We start from the raw sequence: 17,744 nt of genomic DNA on the forward strand, positions 1-17,744 counted from the left end.
CGATTCGGACATCCGCTGTGGGAGCAATGGCTCAGCTGGGACAGAAGGTGAGCCCAACGATCTGGTCCAAATCACTACGCCTCGACGCTAGCGATCAGCGACCCCATCGGCAGAACAAGGAGAAAAAGAGAGTGGTCCAGCTTAGTGTATCAAACGATGGCGCACGAATACTTGGTGCGCCTGCCGACGCTTTTCGCGCAGGGCACCCGTTTCAACCATCCTGTCCGTCATCAATTGGATATGATGGGGAGTTTTCATTGGTGACCCCTTAAATGCAGGCCAATATGCCAAGCCAATATGCCTTGCTCAGACACGTAATGCTAGGTCCGACTGAAGACGTCGCCGAGCCCGAACTAGGCAACTAGACGATCAGCGGTTTCCTCGCCTTCTCATATCACAGCTTCTTCCAGGAACGGTGCGTTCCGCAGGATGCGCTCGTAGCAGAATGGCGACAGGTCGAGCGTCTGGAAGGCGCCGTGGACGATCAGTTCCGACACCGCCCGGCCGACGGCCGGCGACTGCTGCAGGCCGTGCCCAGAGAAGCCGTTGGCGAACATGAAGTTGGTCACTCCGGGGTGGAAGCCGACAATGCCATTGTGGTCGAGCATGTTGTATTCGTAGTGACCGGTCCAGCTGGTCTGGACCTTCAGCGCATCGAAGGCCGGGATGCGGTGCCAGAGTGCCGGCCAGATGTAGTCGTCGAACTCCTCGAAGTGCATTTCGAAATCGTCATAGCCGGCCGCCCGTCGCCCTGCGGCGTGTTACCGGTGAGGAAGAGCTCGCCTTCGGGACGCACGAAGGTGCCGGAAAGGTCGATGACGTTGGGCATGCGGCCGGGAATCGGATTGGCGCTGGCGAAGACGAAGCTGTAGCGCTTGTAGGGTGCCACCGGGATGGAGAGACCGGCCATGGCCGCGACCTGTTGCGCGCGGGGGCCGGCGGCGTTGACCAATGTGGCGCATGCGACCGTCTGGCCCGTCGCGAGGCGCACCGAGCCGACTCGCCCATCGGCAAGATCCAGTGCGGTCACGGCATTGTCGATATACTCGACGCCGCTGGCGCGGGCAGCGCGGCGGAAGCCGTTCATCATGCCCATGGAATCGAACCAGCCCTCTTCGCGGGAGCCCCACGAACCGCCGCCGAGATCCTCGACATTCAGCCAGGGAAAGCGCTCCTTCAGCGGACCCGGCTCGAGGAAGACCGTATGGGCGCCGAGACTGCGCTGCAGATCGACACGCTCACGCGCCGCTTCCACGCCCTCGGGCGAGCAGCAGTAGAGATAGCCATGCTCGCGAAAGCCGAGGTCAGGTGCCGGCTCGTCCTTGTAGAAGGGCGCCATCCGCTCCTGGAAGGTTCGGATGATCTCGATGCCGAACTGGCTGATCTTCACATTGATCGGGTTGGAATATTGCTGGCGGATGGCGCTAGTGGAGAGCGCCGTCGAGGAAAACTCGTAGCTTGAGTCGCGTTCGACGACGAGGATCGAGGCGCCGCTGCCCAGCGCCTGGCTCAGCCAATAGGCCGTCGACGAACCGATGACCGCGCCACCGACGATGACGATATCGTAGGCGCTGCGTGACGGCGCTTTGTAAGAGGGGATTGCCACGGTCTGTCTCCGGTCTACTGGTTGAATGATGCGATCAGGGCATCCGAGCCCCGCGCCAGCAGGCCGAGGTCCGAACCGACCGCCACCATGGTGAAGCCGTCGGCGAGATAGCGGTCGGCATCTGCCTTTGCCGGCGCCAGGATGCCGCTGGCCTTGCCTGCGCCTGCTGCCGCCTTGCGCACGGAGGCGATGGCTTCCTGCACATGGGGGGCATTGGGATTGCCCATGGCGCCCATATTGGTCGAGAGGTCGCCGGGGCCGACGAAGAGAACGTCGACACCGTCGACCGCGGCGATCTCGGCGGCGTTCGGCACGCCCGTCTCGTCCTCGATCTGCACCGCGAGAAGCTGCTGGGTGCGCGCATTGGCATGGTAGCCGGCGATGCGGCCGAAGGCGTTGGCGCGGTGGCCAACGGAGAAGCCACGGAAGCCGCCCGGGGCATAGGTCATCGCCGCAACGATGGCGCGGGCCTGATCGGCCGTCCGCACATTCGGGATCATCAGGCTGCGCGCGCCGATGTCCAGCGCCTGCTTGATCAGATTGGCGTCGTCGGAGGGCAGCCGCACCACCGCCTCGCTGTCGAAGCCGCCCATCACCTGCAGCTGCGCCATGATGCTGCGCAGATGGTTGGGGCTGTGCTCGCCATCGATCAGCACCCAGCCGGCTCCGGAGCCGGCGACGATCTCGGTGGTGAGGGCCGAAGCCAGCGAGCACCAGATGCCGATGTGAGCCCGACCGGCCGTCACGGCGGTCTTCAACGTGTTGCGGCGCTCCTGCATTTTGCGATCGGTCTCCCGTGAGAGAAGGTCCATTGAAATTTGTATGATGTCCTATATCATATGGCTGACTTTGGCTGCAAGGCCAGTTACGCGAGGTCCGCAAGGGAGTTGAAAATGAAGATCGGTTTCATCGGGCTTGGCGTCATGGGAGCGCCGATGGCGCGTCATCTCGCCGATGCCGGGCATGAGATCGTCACCGTGCTGAACTGTTCCCCTCTCCCGAAGGAGCTGACCGCATCGGTCGTCGCGTCAGCAGCCGAAGTGGCGCGGACATCCGAGATCATCGTGACCATGCTGCCCGACACGCCCGACGTGGAGCGAGTCCTGCTTGGGCAGGACGGCGTGCTGGAGGGGATATCGGCTGGCAAGCTGGATATCGACATGAGTTCGATCAGCCCGATCGCCACGGCCGAGTTCGCCGCGAAGCTGCGGGCAGCCGGAGCCGGCTACCTCGACGCCCCGGTCTCGGGCGGCGAGGTCGGCGCCAAGGCGGCGAGCCTCACCATCATGGTCGGCGGGCCGGCTGCCGAGTTCGAACGGGCGCTGCCGATCTTTGAGAAGCTCGGCAAGAACATCACCCTGATCGGCGAAAAGAATGGCGCCGGGCAGACCTGCAAGATCGCCAACCAGATCGTCGTCGCGCTCAACATCGAGGCCGTGGCAGAAGCGCTCGTCTTCGCCAGCAAGGCCGGCTGCGATCCGGCGAAGGTGCGCGGCGCTTTGATGGGCGGCTTTGCCTCATCGCGCGTGCTCGAAGTGCATGGCGAGCGCATGATCGCCCGGACGTTTGCCCCGGGCTTTCGCATCCGGCTGCACCAGAAGGACCTCAATCTGGCGCTGGAAAGCGCCCGCGCGCTTGGCGTCGCGCTGCCGAACACGGCCACGGCGCAGCAGCTGATGAATGCCTGCTCTGCCCGAGCGGATGGCGCGGAGGCCGACCACTCATCCCTCGTCCAGGCGCTCGAGATGCTGAGCGACCATGAACTGTCAAACGGAAAGGAATGAACTGATGCGCGGAACCGGCAAGGCCGATGTCTTCGTGATGCTGGCCCATCCCGTGGGTCATGCCAAGAGCCCCGGAATGTTCAACGAAATCTTCGAGCAGAAGGGCCTCGACAGCCTGATGGTGCCGTTAAGCTGCCGCCCGGAGGATTTCGAAACCTTCTGGGCCGGCATCACGGCCGCCGAGAACATCCGCGGCGTGATCATCTCGGTGCCCTACAAGGTCGCGGTCTACCATAAATGCAGTGCCGCTCACGACCGCGCCGCGCGCGTGCAGAGTGCCAATTCCGTGCGCAGGCTGCCTGATGGAAGCTGGTACGCCGACAATTTCGACGGCGTCGGCTTCATCGACGGGCTGAAGGCGGGCGGGCACCAGATTGCCGGCCGCCGCATCCTCCAGGTCGGCGCCGGCGGCGCCGGCGCGTCGCTCACCTACTGCCTGGCCGAGGAAGGCGCGGCGGAGATCCGGCTGACCGACATCGACCACGATCGCGCTGCAAAACTTGCCGCGCTCGTCGGCAAGACTTTCCCAAAATGCCATATCGAGATCGGCCAACCCGATCCGACCGGCATGGACATGGCGATCAACGCAACGCCGTCCGGGCTGAAGGCCACCGATCCGCTGCCCATGGATGTGACCAAGCTGACGCCTGACATGACGGTTGTCGACATCATCATGGAGCCGGCCGAGACGGCGCTGCTCAAGGCGGCGAAGCAAATCGGCTGCCGCATCCAGCCGGGACGCCCGATGATGGATTTTCAGGTCGAGGCCATGGCCGAATTTTTCGACATCGAGCGCAAGGACCGCGGCCATGGTTGAGACACCGACAGCCGTCGTCATCGGCGGCACCTCCGGCATTGGCCGTGCCATCGCGCTGCGCTTCGCCGAGGACGGCCATCAAGTCGTCGTCGCGGGTCGGGACACGATCCGGGGCAAAGAGGCGGCCGGCGCCTGCGAGACGGCGGGCGCGCCGCGCGCGCTGTTTGTTCAGACCGACGTTGCCGATGCACAATCGGTGGAGGCGCTGGCGCAGGCCGTCAGCGCTGCGTTCGGCACGCCGCATGTCGTCGTCAACTGCGCCGGCATCCTGCAGAGCGGCAAGCATGTCCTCGACCAGGATCTCGACGAAGACGAGAGGATGTGGCGGGTGAACTATCGCGGCACGCTGCTAGGGTGCCAGGTGTTTGGCCGACTGATGTCGGCCGCCGGGCGCGGAGCCATCCTAAATGTCGGCTCGCTCGCCTCCTTCGCGCCGCTGTCGCTTCCGGCCTACACACCCGGCAAGCACGCGGTCCTGGCGCTGACACAAATCCTGGCCGCGGAACTGGGCCCGCATGGGGTACGCGTCAACGCCGTCGCGCCCGGTTATACGCTTTCCGATGGACTGAAGGCCAGGATCGCCAAGGGCGAGCGCAACCCCGAAGCGATCCAGGCCACCACGGCGCTGCGCCGCTTCGTCGAGCCGCGCGACGTGGCCGAGGCGGCCCTGTTCCTCTGCTCTGACCGTGCGGCGTCGATAACCGGTGTCACCCTCCCCGTCGATGCCGGCTGGCTGGTTCAGGCGCCCTACGCGCAATATCTGCAAGGCAACCCCATCCGGCGAATGCCGGCAAACTGACAAGGACAATCCGTGAGCGACATCCAGCGTTTCGACTTCGACACCCGCATCCACCACGGCGTCATCCACAATGGCACGCTCTACCTCACCGGCCAGGTTGCGAGGCCGGGCCAGTCCGCCGCCGACCAGATGCGCGAGGTGCTCGGCAAGATCGACGCACTGCTCGCCAAGGCAGGCACGGACAAGACCCGCATCCTGCACGTCCAAATGTGGGTTGATGACGTCAGGGATTTCGATGAGGTCAACACGGTCTGGGACGCCTGGATGCCGAAAGAACATGCGCCGGCGCGCTCTTCCGGCGAAGGCCGCATGGCCAAGCCGGAATGCTGGTCGAACTGATCGTCACCGCGGCGGTTTGAATGGTCCTGCCGGTTCGGGCATCATCGCGAATCTGGCGAGAGGGAGACTGATGACGAAGCGCAAGCCGCTTTCCACCGTCGTGGCGGAAAGCCTGTCCGAAAAGATCCGTTCCGGATCGCTGCTTCCCGGCGCGCAGCTGCCGACCGAGGCGGAGCTTTGCGCCGAGTACGACGTCAGCCGCACCGTCGTGCGGGAAGCGGTGGCGCGGTTGCGCTCGGAAGGCATGGTGGTGCCGCAGCAGGGCCGCGGCATGTTCGTCAGCGAAACGCCGGCGCCGCGCAAGTTCTCGATCCCCGACGAGGCGCTCAGGACCTTGCCGGAAACCATCGCTCTGCTCGAGCTCAGGCTAAGCGTCGAGGTGGAGTCCGCCGGGCTCTGCGCGGAACGGCGAACCGACGCGGAGGCGAATGCAATCCGTGCCCTGATGGAGCAGGTCGATGCCCAGCAGGCCGATCCCGCCGTGGTCCAGATCCACTACGATTATGATTTCCACCTGGCGATCGCCAAGGCCGCGCGCAACGAATTCATCCACGGCTTCCTGAGCTATCTCGGGCCGATCATCGTTCCGCGCTTCAGTCTCGGCTATGTCGTCGCACCCGAGCTCAAGGACAGCTACTACGCGCGCATCCACAACGAGCACAAAGCCATCGTCGACGCCATCGACAGGCAGGACGGCCGCGCGGCGCGCCAGGCCATGCGCAAGCATCTGCACAACAGCCTCGGTCGCGTGCGCGCCCTGGCCCGGGCTTCCGGCGTCGAAGCGACGGACGCGGAGCAGAAGGCGGCCGCGGCCTCTCTGTTCACCGAGATGAAGCGGCGTGTCCCGGCGGGCGGATAAGGCCTGGCGAATTCGATCGTATACGCAAGCGCCTGGACCAAATTAGCCACGTATTGCGAAAGCCATGTTTTTTGTTCCGTCGGCTGGCCGCAGCCGTTTCAGGTGCGTGAGGGCCTCGTTTTCCTGCTGTTTCCACTGGTTTGCGGCGCTGGCGTCCAAGAGGATACCGATCCAGCTTTCGTACACGAAAGGAAAAATCGAAAGTTTATCTTTCCTATTTGCTGGTTTTCTTGGTTTCGCGGCATCGGTCCGCGCCGCACACTGAAAACAGGCAAACGGGGAAGCCCACGTGACGGCAGCCTTCATCACAGGAGCGACAAGCGGCATCGGGCGGGCCATGGCGATCGCGTTGAGCGACGCCGGCTACGACGTCTATGCCGTCGGACGCAGCCAGGCCGCGCTCAAGGCGCTGCAGGCCGAGCGGCCCGGCATTGTGCCGATCGCCGTCGACGTCACCGATCGCGAGGCGCTGGAAGCGGTCCTGGCGGATCTCACCATCGACGTGCTGATCAACAATGCCGGCATCATGCCGCCCCTCGGCAATTTCGCCGATATGAAGATCGCCGACATCGACACCACGCTGGAGGTGAACCTCAGCGCGGCGATCCTGCTCACCCGCCTCGTCGTGCCGCAGATGCGCGAGCGGCAGTCTGGCCACATCCTGTTCACCGGCTCCGTCGCCGGCCACGCGGCATTCTCCAACATTGCCGTCTATGCGGCAACCAAGGCGGCGATCTCAGGCTTTGCCGCCGCGCTACGCGCCGACCTCTCCCCATCAGGCATACGCGTCACCGAGATCGTTGCCGGCCGTGTCGAGACGCAGCTCTACCAGGACATTCTCGACGCCAAGGCGCGTGCTGCCATGTACGCCAACAAAGTGGTGCAACCGGATGACGTGGCCAGGATGGTCGTCGCGGTGCTTGGGCTCCCCCCATGGGCCGACGTTACCCGTTTCGACATCATGCCGACCTGGCCAACCTCGCCGAGCGGCACCAAGTAAGGAAAACTGGAATGAAGAATCTTTCCGTTCTGATCGTTGGCGGTGGTGCCGGCCTCGGCGCCCTTCTGGCTCAAATGGCCGTGGAGGCCGGGGCGACGAAGATCGGCATCATCGACATCAACAAGGAAGCTGCCGAAACGGCGCTCGCGCCGGCGAAGGCCAAGGGCTTGCTGACCGCGACCGCTGCCTGCGACATCCAGATCGGCCCTCAGTGCCATACCGCGTTCGACACCATCGTTTCCAAGCTCGGACGCGTCGACACGCTGATCAATTGCGCCGCGATCTATCCGCGCCGTCCGCTCCTCGAAATCAGCGACGCCGATTGGGATGCCTCCAACGGCATCAACATCAAGGGCACCTACCACATGATGGTGGCGGCGGTCCGCCACATGCAGCCGCAGGAGCCGAAAGCCCATGTGCGCGGGCGAATCGTGAACCTGACCTCTGTCGACGCTTTCAAGGCGCATCCACAGAACGCCCACTATGCGGCGACGAAGGCCGCCGTCGTCAGCCTGACGCGCTCCTTCGCCCATCACGTGGCGAAGGACGGGATCCTGGTGAATTCGGTGGCGCCCGCCGGCATGGCCACGGAGAAGGCGAAAGCCCTTGGCTTCCTCGAGGAACTGGCCAAGGCGAGCCCGCTCGGCCGTGGCGCCGAGCCGACCGAGATCGCCGAGTGGGTGCTCATGACGGGCGGTCCCAAGAACACTTACATGACCGGTGAAAACGTAATTGTTTCAGGTGGTTATATCTACGCCTGAGGCGGTTTTCCGCAACCGGCGACTGAAATATGGCAGTGCATGATCAACGGAGCCTCGAGCGGAAGGAGCGGAATTTTCGATGACCGGCAAGCTGCGCCTTCCCTCGCTGAACGCTCTTCGCGTCTTCCACGCCGTCGCGCAGCACAAGAGTTTTCGGCAGGCCGCGGATGAATTGCTGGTCACACCGCAAGCGGTCGGCCAGCAGATCAAGCTTCTGGAGGACACGCTCCAGGTGACGCTTTTCGAGCGCAAGGGCCGATCGATCGAACTGACCGAGCAGGCGATCCTGCTCTCGCACTACGTCAAAGCCGGCTTCGACGAGTTTTCGGAAGGTGTGCGCCGCGTCACCAAATCGACCTACCGCGACCGCATCAACCTCAATGCGAGCCCGTATTTCGCCACGCACTATCTGCTGCCCAGGCTTTCGCTCTTCCGCGAGATCCTGCCGGGCGCGGATCTTCGCCTGACGACGATGGTCGACCTGCCCGATTTCGGGCGCGACGACATCGATATGACGGTGCAGTGGGGCTACGGCAGCTGGCCGGACTACGAAACCACGCTGCTGGTGCCGGACCCGAAGATTATCTGCTGCACGCCGGCGATCGGCGAGAAGATCAAGTCGGCGCATGATCTGACGAAGTTCACGCTGCTCGACACCGTCAAGTCGAAACGCCTGTGGCCGGACATATTGCGGCACCTCGGGGTAGAGCTGTCGGATGGCGACCGCAGCATCAGCTTCGACGATGCGGCGACCATGCGCCGCGCGACCCTGCAAGGCATCGGCGTGGGCCTGGTCTCCGTCATCGACGCCGAGGAGGATTTCCGTTCGGGCGCGCTGGTCGCGCCGATCGGCCGCGACGCCATTGCCGATATGAGGCCGGAAGAAGTCCCCGGTTTCTACCTTGTCGTTCCGCGCGGGCACCTGCGCGTGAAGGCGGTTGCCGCCCTGCATCGATGGCTGGCCCAGCAGGATTGGCGAAGCGATCTGAAGATTTCCTCTCTGCCGAAACCGACCCCGTTCTCCGATTAGGGAGCGGCTTCGAGACCGAGCTGCAAAGCCTCTTTCGCGGCTCCAACAACAAGAAACCGAACAACCTCAACAGTGGAGACAATCAACATGAAAATGATGCAATGGGGGGCTGCGGCCCTGGCCCTGGGGCTCGTGCATTTCGCAGTGCCGGCCGAGGCCGCCGGCGGCAAGACGCTCGAAACCGTCAAGGCGCGCGGCGTGCTCAACTGCACCGGCCATGACGGCTCCTATCTCGGCTTTGCCGAGGTGGACGACAAGGGCAACTGGAAGGGCATGGACATCGACCTTTGCCGGGCTGTGGCCACCGCCGTGTTCGGCGATCCGGCGAAATTGAAGATCGTGCCGATCAGCTGGGCGCAGCGCTGGCCGTCGCTGCAGTCGGGCGATATCGACATCGTCATCAAGGCCTCGGGCGGCACGCTGAGCCGCGACACGGAACTGGGGCTCCAGTTCTCGATGTCGTACTACCTCGGCACGACCAAGGTGATGGCGCACAAGGAGCTCAACCTGAAGTCGCTCAAGGACGCACAGGGCGGCACGATCTGCATCCCTGCGGGCACAACCATCGAACAGCAGGTCGCTGCCTACAGCCAGAAGATCGGAATCAAGCTTGAGCCGGTCGTCATCGAAAAGACGGAAGAGCTCGAACAGGCCTACTTCTCCGGCCGTTGCGACCTCTATGCGCAATGGGGTCCGGTCCTCGCCATCGCGCGTGTGGCCAAGGGCAAGGTCGAAGACCATGTGATCCTGCCTGACGTGATCGCGGTCGAGCCGGAGGTCATGATCGTGCGGCAGGGCGACGACAATTGGGTCGACGTCGCCAACTGGACGCTCAGCGCCCTGCTCTTCGCCGAACAGGAAGGCATCACCTCCAAGAATGTCGACGAGATCAAGGCCAAGCCGACATCGCCGGCGGTCGCCAAGTTCCTGGGTGCGGCACCGGGCATGGGCAAGGGTCTCGGCCTGCCCGACGACTGGGCCTACAACGTCATCAAGAAGGTCGGAAACTATTCGGAGATCTTCGATCGCGATCTCGGCAAGGACTCGCCCTACAAGATGGATCGTGACCTGACCAACCTCTGGAACAATGGCGGCGTCCTGTTCCCGCTGGTGATCGACTGATCCGTTCTTAACGCATCCCACCCTCGCCCCGCCCGGCTCGTGCCGGGCGGGGTCGGCGACAATTCGGGAAGGATCGGTCCATGAGCAGCCTGCTAAGAAATCAGAAGGTCCGCAACGCGCTGTTGCAGATCCTCTATGTCGGCTCGCTTGCCGCGCTGGTGCTTGCCGGCGTGGTGATCGCGCGGCGCAACCTTGCTGAGCAAGGGATCACTTCCGGCTTCGATTTCCTGTACAAGTCGACGGGCTGGGACGTGAACTTCTCGCTCCTGCCCGCCACGGCCAACGATCCCTATTGGTGGTTCTTCCTCATCGGCATCATCAACACGCTGTTCCTGGGCAGCGTCGGACTGATGCTGGCTACGATCGTCGGCACGATCGTCGGGCTGGCGCGGACCTCCTCCAACGAATTGGCGCGGCTGCTCGGCCGCACCTATGTCGACATCTTCCGCAACATCCCGCTGATCCTCCAGGTCTTCTTCTGGTACGCGCTCATCACCCATCTTCCGACGCCGCGCGCCGCGCACGAGGCATGGGGTTTTCTGCTCACCAGCCGGGGACTCTACATCCCGTTCCCGAATGTCGACGGCGTGGCAATGGCGCTGGCCATATTGGCCGTGATGGCCGCCATCGTGCTGCCGGCTTGGCTTGGCCGGACGTCACATCTGAGCCAGCCAATCGGCCAGCGTTCCTCCATACAGCTTGCCACCGCCGCAGCGGCACTGGCCGTTGCAGCCATCATCCTCGTTGTCGGCCGCGTGCCCGACGCGCCGCTGCTTGACTTTCCGGCCCTCCAAGGCCTGAACCTGAGGGGCGGCCTGCGCATTCCACCGGAGTTTTCCGCGCTCGCGGTCGCCATCGCCATCTATGGCGGCTCCTACATCGCCGAGATCGTGCGCGGCGGCTTCAAATCAGTCGGCAAGGGTCAGGTCGAGGCAGCACTTTCGCTGGGCCTCAGCCCCTGGCGGGTGTTCACGCTGGTCAAGCTGCCGCTTGCGCTGCGCGCCATGTTGCCGATCCTCGCCAACCAGTATGTCTGGCTGATCAAGGCGACGACGATGGGCATCGCAATCGGCTTCACCGACTTCTTCATGATCGTGTCGTTGACGATCAACCACTCCGGCCAGACCTTGGAATCGATCGGCATCCTGATGGCAGGCTTCCTCGCCATCAACCTCAGCCTCGCCGCCATCTTCAACCGCGTCAACAAAGCAATCGCCCTCAAGGGCAATCAACTGAGGGGATGAGAGATGGAGATGGTCGTTATCGCTCCACCCGCTCCCGGAAGGCTCGAGGATCTGAGACGGCGCTTCTTTGCGACGCCGCTTCAGGCCTTGCGGTCGTTGGTCTCACTGGCGATCATGGTCTTCCTGGGCTGGAAGCTGCTGAACTGGGCGATCTTCTCGGCCGTGTTCAGCACCAGCGGCGGGCCGGAAGCCTGCCAGGCCGCGGCTGGAGCCTGCTGGTCGGTCATCGCGGCCAGATGGCGTATCATCATGTTCGGCCTCTATCCCTTCGAAGAGCAATGGCGTTCGGCGCTCGCCTGCGTCACCGTGGTGGTGATGACGGTGCTGAGCTGCATCCCGGCCTTCTGGACCGGACGCCGCATCGCGCTGGTATGGGGAACCGGAGCGGCTCTCTACTACGTGCTGATGAAAGGCGGCGTGCTTGGCCTTGCCCATGTCGGCGAGGAAGCCTGGGGCGGACTGGCGCTGACCCTGTTCATCTTCGTCACCACCTGCCTGATCGGATTCCCGCTGGCGATCTGTCTGGCTCTGCTGCGCCGCTCGGACCTGCCCTGGATATCGCGGACCACCGGCCTCATCATCGACGGGGTGCGTTCGCTGCCGCTGATCTCGATCCTGTTCACCTTCGCCATCGTGCTGCCGTTCGCGCTGCCGCAATGGCTGCAGGGCGACAAACTGTACCGGGTGATCCTCGGCTCGGCTTTGTTCTTCTCGGCCTATCAGGCGGAGATCGTCAGAGGCGGCATGCAGGGCGTTCCTGCGGGACAGGAGGAAGCCGCCATGGCGCTTGGCATGAGCTATTGGCAGCGCATCGGCCGCATCCTCTTGCCGCAGGCCATGCGCAACGCGCTGCCGGCCACGATCAACCAGTTCGTCATCTCGTTCAAGGAGACCTCGCTGGTGGTCATCGTCGGCTTCTTCGAGATCCTGGCGTCCGGCAACGCCGCCTACGGAACCGGCGAGTGGCGCTTCGCCTATGTCGAAGTCTACGCCTTCATCGCCCTCATCTACTTCGTCTTCGTCTTCAGCCTGTCCCGCTACGGCGCCTTTCTCGAGCGCCGCATGTCGGTCGGCGAACGGTAGGGAGGCGCACATGATTTCAGGCGTTTCGTCGCCTTCCGCCGGCCCTGCGGTCCAGATCGACAACCTCGACAAATATTACGGCACGTTCCACGCGCTGCGGAAGGTGAACCTGTCCGTGGAGCGGGGCGAAAAGATCGTCATCTGCGGTCCCTCCGGCTCCGGCAAGTCGACCATGATCCGCTGCATCAACCGCCTCGAACAGCACAATGGCGGTCGCGTCACCGTGCTAGGCACCGAGCTCAACGACGATGCCGGCAACATCGACGGGATCAGGCGGGAGGTCGGCATGGTGTTCCAGCACTTCAACCTGTTCCCGCACATGACGGTGCTGGACAACTGCATGCTTTCGCCGATGATCGTGCGCAAGCAGCCGCGAGCTGAGGCCGAGGCAACCGCCCGGCGCTATCTGGAAAAGGTTCGCATTCCCGAACAGGCGATGAAGTTTCCCGGCCAGCTCTCCGGCGGCCAGCAGCAGCGGGTCGCGATCGCGCGCGCCCTTTGCATGCAGCCGCAGATCATGCTGTTCGACGAGCCGACCTCGGCGCTCGATCCGGAAATGATCTCGGAGGTGCTCGACGTGATGGTCACGCTTGCCTCCGAAGGCATGACGATGATCTGCGTCACGCATGAGATGGGCTTCGCCCGCCGCGTCGCCGACAGGGTGATCTTCATGGATGGCGGCGAGATCGTCGAGGAGGCGCCGCCAGAAGAATTCTTCGCCGCGTCCCGCAACGAGCGCACGCGGCAGTTCCTGTCGCAGGTGCTGGGTCATTGAACGGCATTTGGGAAGATGCAACGTTCACCCAGCATGCCACATCATCAGGTACCTTCATGACTGACCCAGCAGCCGCGCTGCGCGAGATCCTCGGGCCGAAAGGCTGGCTTTCGGGCCATGACGCCGAGCCCTACCAGCGCGATTGGCTCAACCGCCATGGCGTAGCGCCCCTGGGCGTCGCGCGGCCCGCGGACACGTCCGAGGTCGCCAGTGTCGTCAAGGTATGCCGGGAGGCCGGACTGGCGGTCGTGCCGCAAGGCGGCAATACCGGGCTTTGCGGCGGCGCTGTCACCGAACAACAGAACGCGGTGATCGTCTCGCTGTCGCGCATGACGGCGATCGGCAAGCCGGATCTCGACAGCGGCTCGATCGCCGTGGAGGCCGGCGTCGTGCTCGCCGCGCTGCACGAGGCGCTGGAGCCGCACAGCCTGATGTTCCCGATGCATCTGGGCGCCGAAGGCAGCGCCAGGATCGGCGGTCTGATCGGCACCAATGCCGGCGGCAGCCAGGCTTTCCGCTTCGGAATGATGCAGGATCTGGTCCTGGGTCTGGAGGTCGTGACCCCGGACGGCGCGATATGGGATGGGATGCGTGCGGTGCAGAAGGACAATGCCGGCTATCAACTGCGCAAGCTGTTTTGCGGCGCCGAAGGCACGCTCGGCATCGTGACGCGCGCGGTGCTGCGTCTCTATCCGACGCCAAGGCAGCAGGCCGGGGCGCTGCTGGTCATGCCCGACTTTGCCGCCGCCGTGTCGTTCGGCGCCTTCCTGCGCGCCGAGGCCGGGGAGTTCCTGACCGGCCTCGAATTCTTCTGCGATCTCGGCCTGGAGCTGGCGCTCAAGCATCTGCCTGATCTTTCCTACCAGTTGGAGACGCGGGGCGACGTCTATCTGCTGGTCGAACTGGCATCGGGCTCGCAGCGCGTTCCGTTGGACGAGATCCTCGGTTCGGCGCTGGAATGGGGCATGGAACAAGGCCTGGTCCTCGACGGCGCGCTGGCGACGTCGGGCGCGCGCCGGGCGCAGTTCTGGCGGCTCCGCGAAGAGCAGCCGGAAGGACAGCGGCTGGAGGGCGATCAGCTCAAGCACGACATCTCGGTGCCGCCGGGCGCGATCGCCCGCTTCATCGAGGCTGGCGCAAAAGTCTGCGACGACATTCTGCCAGGCGTGCGGATCAACCCGTTCGGGCATCTCGGCGACGGCAACATCCACTACAATCTGTCGCCGCCGGAAGGCCGCGCGGATTTCGATGGCAAGGCCGGGCAGTTCGCCGAGGCGCTGTCGGCGCTCGCCACGGAGATGGGTGGCAGCTTCGCGGCCGAGCATGGGCTCGGCCGCGCCAAGATCGCCATGGCCGACCGCAACAGGGGTCCCGTGGAGCGCGAGCTCATGGCACGGCTGAAGGGCGCGCTCGATCCAAAGGGCACGATGAATCCCGGTGTTCTGGTGCGGCCGCCACAGTAAAGAAAAACTTTCGAATAGTCCGCATTTCTTGATTTCGCCCCGACCCGCCAGAGTGCAGGTATAAATCCGAAAAGGCAGGCTCGGTCCGCTTGCCACCAATCTCGAGGATGCTGAAGCATGATCCGCAATGGCGGTCGCCTTCTTGTCGAATGCCTGATCGCGCTGGGCGCGACCAAGAGCTTCGGCGTGCCCGGCGAAAGTTACCTCGCCGTCCTCGACGCCCTGCACGACACGCATGGCAGGCTGGACTACATTCTCTGCCGCAATGAGGGTGGCGCGGCCTTCATGGCCTCGGCCTATGGCAAGCTGACGGGCATGCCGGGCCTCTGCTTCGTGACGCGCGGCCCGGGTGTCACCAATGCCAGCATCGGCGTCCACACCGCCATGCAGGACAGTTCGCCGATGATCCTGTTCGTCGGCCAGGTCGGCACCGACATGAGGGGCCGCGAAGCCTTCCAGGAGATCGACTACCGCGCCGTGTTCGGCACCGTCGCTAAATGGGCGGTCGAGATCGACGACGTCGCGCGGCTGCCGGAGATCGTGGCGCGGGCCTGGACCACCGCCACGACCGGACGGCCCGGCCCGGTTGTGGTCGCGCTGCCGGAAGACATGCTGACCACCCTGACCGAGGCTGCACGGCTGAGCGGCCCGGCGGCGATTTTCGAGCCGGCGCCGAGCGCGGACGCGACTGCGTCGGCCCTCAAGCTGCTGGCGGCGGCCGAGAGGCCGGTGCTGCTGATGGGCGGCGCCAATTGGACGGCGGACGGGCGCGCGGCGCTGCAGGCTTTCGCCCAGGCCTCCGACATACCGGTCGTGGCCGCCTTCCGCTATCAGGATCAGTTCGACAACCATTCGCCGGCCTTCGTCGGCGAGGCCGGCGTCGGCATGGTCGCGCATGTCAAAAATCTGATCCGCGACGCCGACGTGATCCTGGCCGTCAATGTGCGCTTCGGCGAGATGACGACGGATGGCTACACGCTGCTCTCCGTGCCGGTGCCGCGCCAGAAGCTGATCCATGTCCATGGCTCTGACCGCGAGATCGGCAAGATCTATGTGCCGGCGCTCGGCATCCATGCCGGCCCAAACGCCTTCGCCAAGGCCCTGACGCCGGTGAAGGGTCGCTGGACGGAATGGCGCGCGGCGGCGCGCAAGGCCTATGAAGGGACATTCTCCGCACCCGTCCAGCCAGGCCCGGTCGATATGGTGGCGGTGAGCGCCTGGCTGCGCGAGACCCTGCCCGCCGACGTCATCCTCACCAACGGCGCCGGCAATTTCACCGTGTGGCCGAACAAGTTCTTCAAGTTCGGACCGGAGGCACGCCTGCTTGCCCCGCAGTCCGGCGCCATGGGTTACGGCCTGCCGGCGGCGGTCGCCGCGAAGGTCGCGTTTCCAGAGCGCACTGTCGTCTGCTTTGCCGGCGACGGCGACTTCCAGATGAATTGCCAGGAGCTTGGCACCGCCATGCAGGCGGGCGCGCAGCCGATCGTGCTGATCCTCAACAACGGCATCTACGGCACGATCCGCGCGCATCAGGAGCGTCACTATCCGGCCCGCGTTTCTGGAACCTCGCTCGAGAACCCCGACTTCGTGACCTTGGCAAAGGCCTATGGCTTCCACGCCGAGCGGGTCGCGTCGACACAGGATTTCGTCGCCGCGTTCGGCCGGGCGCTCAACTCGGCGACGGGCGCCGTTCTCGACATCGCCATCTCGCCCGAGGCGCTGACGCCCCGGCAGACCCTCTCCCAGATGCGCGACGCCGCGCTCGCTTCCCAGAAGGCCAAGGCATGAACTCCAAGAACGACGACATCCGTCTCGGCGCGGACATCGGCGGCACGTTCACCGACATCGCCCTCGATTTGCGTGGAACGATCATCTCCACCAAGGTGCTCACCAATTATACGGCGCCCGAGCAGGCGATCCTCGACGGCATCGACATCGTCACCCGCGACGCCGGGATCTCGCTGGCCGAGATCGGCATCATCATCCACGGCACGACGCTGGCGACGAACGCGCTGATCGAGCGGCGCGGCGCCAAGACCGCGCTGGTCACGACCGAAGGGTTTCGCGACGTCATCGAGATGCGCACCGAAAACCGCTTCGAGCAATATGACCTGAACCTCCAGTTGCCGACGCCGCTGATCCCGCGCGAGCACCGCTTCACGGTCAAGGGCCGCATCGGCGCCGAGGGCCAGGAACTGCAGCCGCTCGACGAGGCCGCTCTCCAAGAGATCGCCGACAGGATCGCGGCCGGCGGCTTCGGCTCGGTGGCGATCGGTTTCATCCACTCCTACACCAATCCAGCCCATGAGCGGCGGGCGCGCGAGATCCTCTCCCGCAAGCTCAGCATGCCGATATCGATCAGCGCCGAAGTCTCGCCGCAGATGCGCGAGTTCGAGCGCTTCAACACGGTCTGCGCCAACGCCTATGTGCGGCCGCAAATGGCCGACTACCTCGCCCGTTTCCAGACGCGGCTGAAAGACATGGGCGCCGAGTGCCCGGTCTTCATGATCCATTCGGGCGGCGGCCTGATCTCTGTCCAAATCGCCTCGGAATTTCCCGTGCGCCTCGTCGAATCCGGCCCGGCCGGCGGCGCCATCTTCGCCGCCGACATCGCCAGGCGTTTCGGCCTGGAGAAGGTCGTCTCCTATGACATGGGCGGCACCACCGCCAAGATCTGCCTGATCGAGGACTATGCGCCGCGCACGGCGAGGACGTTCGAGGTGGCACGCACCTATCGCTTCTGCAAGGGTTCCGGCATGCCGATCTCGATTCCGGTAATCGAGATGATCGAGATCGGCGCCGGCGGCGGCTCCATCGCCTGGGTCGATGCCATGGGCCGCATCCAGACCGGACCGGAAAGCGCCGGCTCGGAACCCGGTCCGGCCTGCTATGGCCGCGGCGGCCAAGCGCCCGGCGATCACCGATGCCGACCTGGTGCTCGCAAGCTCGATCCCGACAATTTTGCCGGTGGTGCGATCCGGCTCGACACGTCCGCCTCCGAACAGGCCATCCTGCGCGATGTCGGCGAACGACTGTCGCTCGACGCCATGTCGACGCCTTCG

Annotated in this window: 18 protein-coding genes and 1 pseudogene; 15 read left to right on the plus strand and 4 right to left on the minus strand. The window is 64.5% G+C overall.

Going from position 1 to position 17,744, the window contains the following annotated elements:
• Nucleotides 1–389 precede the first annotated feature (389 nt).
• Genes ACFSQT_RS29260 through ACFSQT_RS29270 form a run of 3 tightly spaced genes read right to left on the minus strand, consistent with a single transcriptional unit; the run spans nt 390 to nt 2,385 of the window.
• The gene (locus ACFSQT_RS29260) at nt 390–719 is read right to left on the minus strand and encodes an NAD(P)/FAD-dependent oxidoreductase (protein ID WP_379024682.1); all 330 of its coding nucleotides are present in this window, start codon (nt 717–719) and stop codon (nt 390–392) included.
• The gene (locus tag ACFSQT_RS29265) at nt 647–1,606 is read right to left on the minus strand and encodes an NAD(P)/FAD-dependent oxidoreductase (RefSeq protein ID WP_379024684.1); all 960 of its coding nucleotides are present in this window, start codon (nt 1,604–1,606) and stop codon (nt 647–649) included. The genes ACFSQT_RS29260 and ACFSQT_RS29265 overlap by 73 nt, the downstream gene beginning before the upstream one ends.
• 14 nt (nt 1,607–1,620) lie before the next feature.
• Nucleotides 1,621–2,385 carry an HpcH/HpaI aldolase family protein gene (locus tag ACFSQT_RS29270; protein WP_379022687.1) on the minus strand — a complete coding sequence of 255 codons (765 nt, stop codon included), beginning with the start codon at nt 2,383–2,385 and terminating at the stop codon, nt 1,621–1,623.
• Nucleotides 2,386–2,499: 114 nt separating this feature from the next.
• On the opposite strand from ACFSQT_RS29270, the gene ACFSQT_RS29275 reads away from it, so the two are divergent.
• The 10 genes and pseudogenes from ACFSQT_RS29275 to ACFSQT_RS29320 all read left to right on the plus strand — a co-directional run bounded on the left by ACFSQT_RS29275 (nt 2,500) and on the right by ACFSQT_RS29320 (nt 11,361).
• Nucleotides 2,500–3,390 (plus strand): 2-hydroxy-3-oxopropionate reductase, encoded by an 891-nt coding sequence (locus ACFSQT_RS29275; RefSeq protein ID WP_379024686.1) that lies wholly within the window; start codon nt 2,500–2,502, stop codon nt 3,388–3,390.
• Between the two features lie 4 nt (nt 3,391–3,394).
• Nucleotides 3,395–4,207, plus strand: coding sequence for a shikimate dehydrogenase family protein (locus tag ACFSQT_RS29280; protein ID WP_379024689.1), 813 nt, complete (start codon nt 3,395–3,397; stop codon nt 4,205–4,207).
• Nucleotides 4,200–5,006, plus strand: a complete 807-nt coding sequence (locus tag ACFSQT_RS29285) for an SDR family NAD(P)-dependent oxidoreductase (RefSeq protein ID WP_379024691.1) — start codon at nt 4,200–4,202, stop codon at nt 5,004–5,006. Before ACFSQT_RS29280 ends, ACFSQT_RS29285 begins: the two co-directional genes overlap by 8 nt.
• 12 nt (nt 5,007–5,018) lie before the next feature.
• Nucleotides 5,019–5,365: pseudogene (locus tag ACFSQT_RS29290) on the plus strand (RidA family protein).
• Nucleotides 5,366–5,415: 50 nt separating this feature from the next.
• A complete protein-coding gene (locus ACFSQT_RS29295; protein WP_379024693.1) occupies nt 5,416–6,204 on the plus strand; it encodes a FadR/GntR family transcriptional regulator in 789 nt (262 codons plus the stop codon).
• 289 nt (nt 6,205–6,493) lie between these two features.
• Nucleotides 6,494–7,204 (plus strand): SDR family oxidoreductase, encoded by a 711-nt coding sequence (locus ACFSQT_RS29300; RefSeq protein WP_379024695.1) that lies wholly within the window; start codon nt 6,494–6,496, stop codon nt 7,202–7,204.
• A gap of 11 nt (nt 7,205–7,215) precedes the next feature.
• A complete protein-coding gene (locus ACFSQT_RS29305; protein ID WP_379024697.1) occupies nt 7,216–7,965 on the plus strand; it encodes an SDR family NAD(P)-dependent oxidoreductase in 750 nt (249 codons plus the stop codon).
• A gap of 79 nt (nt 7,966–8,044) precedes the next feature.
• Nucleotides 8,045–8,995 (plus strand): LysR substrate-binding domain-containing protein, encoded by a 951-nt coding sequence (locus ACFSQT_RS29310; protein WP_379024699.1) that lies wholly within the window; start codon nt 8,045–8,047, stop codon nt 8,993–8,995.
• A gap of 87 nt (nt 8,996–9,082) precedes the next feature.
• Nucleotides 9,083–10,117, plus strand: coding sequence for an amino acid ABC transporter substrate-binding protein (locus tag ACFSQT_RS29315; protein WP_379024701.1), 1,035 nt, complete (start codon nt 9,083–9,085; stop codon nt 10,115–10,117).
• Between the two features lie 80 nt (nt 10,118–10,197).
• Nucleotides 10,198–11,361, plus strand: a complete 1,164-nt coding sequence (locus ACFSQT_RS29320) for an ABC transporter permease subunit (RefSeq protein WP_379024703.1) — start codon at nt 10,198–10,200, stop codon at nt 11,359–11,361.
• A gap of 80 nt (nt 11,362–11,441) precedes the next feature.
• Here the strand turns inward: ACFSQT_RS29320 and ACFSQT_RS29325 are convergent, their stop codons facing one another.
• Complete coding sequence (locus tag ACFSQT_RS29325; RefSeq protein ID WP_379024705.1) at nt 11,442–11,612, minus strand: hypothetical protein; 171 nt, start codon at nt 11,610–11,612, stop codon at nt 11,442–11,444.
• On the opposite strand from ACFSQT_RS29325, the gene ACFSQT_RS29330 reads away from it, so the two are divergent.
• From ACFSQT_RS29330 to ACFSQT_RS29350, 5 genes are all read left to right on the plus strand, one after another.
• Complete coding sequence (locus ACFSQT_RS29330; RefSeq protein ID WP_379024707.1) at nt 11,611–12,444, plus strand: amino acid ABC transporter permease; 834 nt, start codon at nt 11,611–11,613, stop codon at nt 12,442–12,444. The two genes, ACFSQT_RS29325 and ACFSQT_RS29330, sit on opposite strands and share 2 nt — an antisense overlap.
• Nucleotides 12,445–12,454: 10 nt before the next feature.
• Nucleotides 12,455–13,219: an amino acid ABC transporter ATP-binding protein gene (locus tag ACFSQT_RS29335; RefSeq protein WP_379024709.1), complete on the plus strand. Its 765-nt coding sequence runs from the start codon at nt 12,455–12,457 to the stop codon at nt 13,217–13,219.
• Nucleotides 13,220–13,275: 56 nt separating this feature from the next.
• Nucleotides 13,276–14,682, plus strand: a complete 1,407-nt coding sequence (locus ACFSQT_RS29340; RefSeq protein WP_379024711.1) for an FAD-binding oxidoreductase — start codon at nt 13,276–13,278, stop codon at nt 14,680–14,682.
• 117 nt (nt 14,683–14,799) lie between these two features.
• Nucleotides 14,800–16,470, plus strand: a complete 1,671-nt coding sequence (locus tag ACFSQT_RS29345; protein ID WP_379024713.1) for a thiamine pyrophosphate-binding protein — start codon at nt 14,800–14,802, stop codon at nt 16,468–16,470.
• A partial coding sequence (locus ACFSQT_RS29350; RefSeq protein WP_379024715.1) for a hydantoinase/oxoprolinase family protein occupies nt 16,467–17,744 on the plus strand: 1,278 nt, incomplete at its 3' end. The genes ACFSQT_RS29345 and ACFSQT_RS29350, both read left to right, overlap by 4 nt.

The sequence above is a fragment of the Mesorhizobium calcicola genome, from assembly GCF_042682105.1.
In the GTDB taxonomy this organism is placed as follows: Bacteria; Pseudomonadota; Alphaproteobacteria; order Rhizobiales; family Rhizobiaceae; genus Mesorhizobium; species Mesorhizobium calcicola.

Excerpts from the sequence above, each read along its gene's own strand:
- ACFSQT_RS29260 (WP_379024682.1), bottom strand. The coding sequence starts at position 719 with ATGCACTTCGAGGAGTTCGACGACTACATCTGGCCGGCACTCTGGCAC.
- ACFSQT_RS29270 (WP_379022687.1), bottom strand. The coding sequence starts at position 2,385 with ATGCAGGAGCGCCGCAACACGTTGAAGACCGCCGTGACGGCCGGTCGG.
- ACFSQT_RS29275 (WP_379024686.1), top strand. The coding sequence starts at position 2,500 with ATGAAGATCGGTTTCATCGGGCTTGGCGTCATGGGAGCGCCGATGGCG.
- ACFSQT_RS29280 (WP_379024689.1), top strand. The coding sequence starts at position 3,395 with ATGCGCGGAACCGGCAAGGCCGATGTCTTCGTGATGCTGGCCCATCCC.
- ACFSQT_RS29285 (WP_379024691.1), top strand. The coding sequence starts at position 4,200 with ATGGTTGAGACACCGACAGCCGTCGTCATCGGCGGCACCTCCGGCATT.
- ACFSQT_RS29295 (WP_379024693.1), top strand. The coding sequence starts at position 5,416 with ATGACGAAGCGCAAGCCGCTTTCCACCGTCGTGGCGGAAAGCCTGTCC.
- ACFSQT_RS29305 (WP_379024697.1), top strand. The coding sequence starts at position 7,216 with ATGAAGAATCTTTCCGTTCTGATCGTTGGCGGTGGTGCCGGCCTCGGC.
- ACFSQT_RS29310 (WP_379024699.1), top strand. The coding sequence starts at position 8,045 with ATGACCGGCAAGCTGCGCCTTCCCTCGCTGAACGCTCTTCGCGTCTTC.
- ACFSQT_RS29315 (WP_379024701.1), top strand. The coding sequence starts at position 9,083 with ATGAAAATGATGCAATGGGGGGCTGCGGCCCTGGCCCTGGGGCTCGTG.
- ACFSQT_RS29320 (WP_379024703.1), top strand. The coding sequence starts at position 10,198 with ATGAGCAGCCTGCTAAGAAATCAGAAGGTCCGCAACGCGCTGTTGCAG.
- ACFSQT_RS29330 (WP_379024707.1), top strand. The coding sequence starts at position 11,611 with ATGTTCGGCCTCTATCCCTTCGAAGAGCAATGGCGTTCGGCGCTCGCC.
- ACFSQT_RS29325 (WP_379024705.1), bottom strand. The coding sequence starts at position 11,612 with ATGATGATACGCCATCTGGCCGCGATGACCGACCAGCAGGCTCCAGCC.
- ACFSQT_RS29335 (WP_379024709.1), top strand. The coding sequence starts at position 12,455 with ATGATTTCAGGCGTTTCGTCGCCTTCCGCCGGCCCTGCGGTCCAGATC.
- ACFSQT_RS29340 (WP_379024711.1), top strand. The coding sequence starts at position 13,276 with ATGACTGACCCAGCAGCCGCGCTGCGCGAGATCCTCGGGCCGAAAGGC.
- ACFSQT_RS29345 (WP_379024713.1), top strand. The coding sequence starts at position 14,800 with ATGATCCGCAATGGCGGTCGCCTTCTTGTCGAATGCCTGATCGCGCTG.